The organism is Bartonella sp. AA1HLJMS (genome assembly GCF_042197445.1).
In the GTDB taxonomy this organism is placed as follows: domain Bacteria; phylum Pseudomonadota; class Alphaproteobacteria; order Rhizobiales; family Rhizobiaceae; genus Bartonella.
In genome coordinates this window covers 1-971 of the sequence record NZ_JBHIRW010000229.1, presented here as the reverse complement: position 1 = coordinate 971, position 971 = coordinate 1, and the positions used below count along the sequence as shown (strand labels likewise).

The following is a 971-nucleotide window of genomic DNA, read 5'->3' as shown; positions in this document are numbered from 1 at the left end:
GTTGTTACCGGATGAAGGCTCCTTTGTTTTGGAAAGAGCGGAGCAGAATTTAAGAGCAGAATGGGCGCGTGCGCAAAGGCTTGGGCGTGATTTGTCTTTAAGTTGGATACTAAGCCGCTTGATGGTTGAAGGCGTTCACCATGTAAACATAACGCAACCTTGTGAGGATATTTTGGTCGCACCGGATGAAGCCGTCGCACTAGGGGATATTGTCTTGTCTGAACGGGGGCGTGCTTATTGATGCTTTCCTCACTTTTGCCCCCAAATTCGAGCTTGTTTGAACGTTGTTTTGCAGAAGCAATGGCTCTTGACCCTCACGTTAAAATGGCACTCGAAGAAATACCCCGCGCGAAATTTATTACGCGTCCGCCTTCTTGGTTGCCCTTTTTAATAGACGAATATGGCTTACAAGAATTAAACCCTTATTTCTCTAACCTTTATGATTTAATTGATCAGGGTCTTGCATGGCAAAATATTCGCGGCTCCCTTGAGGCAATAGAGATAGGGCTTGAATGGTTAGGGATTTCGGCACGCTTTCAACCCGCTTGGACGGGGCGAGCATGGTGGAACTCCTTTCAACTTGATTTTGATCAGTTGCCTGAACGCAAAAGCCTTGAAGCTATTGAAGCAATCACAGATCTTTCCAAAAGTTTGCGCTCTGATTTTCGCCGTGGGACCTATGGTTATGATGTGCAAGCTGTTGAATGCAATATGTCACGGTTTGATGACAGCATGTTGGAATATGAAAGCGGTGTTCACTTAACAGCTGGGGACACTTTGTTTTCCTTTGGACGCACAACAGAAATCAATCACACGCTCACAAGAGAAGAAGGCAGGCTTATTGGTAATTGGATAGATGATGGGGATGAAGAGTTAAGCTGGAACCAAATTGATTATCCTTGGGATTTGGCAAATTTTCCGTGGTGTTCGGTCAAAAAACATGAACGCGATATACTCATGGCAGAGTGGTT

General features: G+C 45.1%; 1 protein-coding gene and 1 pseudogene. Both read left to right on the top strand.

Translation table 11 applies throughout. The annotated features are described in order from the left end of the window. Window positions 1-241: pseudogene (locus tag ACFIQE_RS10810) on the top strand (baseplate assembly protein); the annotation flags it as partial. Next, a partial coding sequence (locus ACFIQE_RS10805) for a phage tail protein (RefSeq protein ID WP_375707745.1) occupies window positions 241-971 on the top strand: 731 nt, incomplete at its 3' end. The pseudogene ACFIQE_RS10810 and the gene ACFIQE_RS10805, both read left to right, overlap by 1 nt.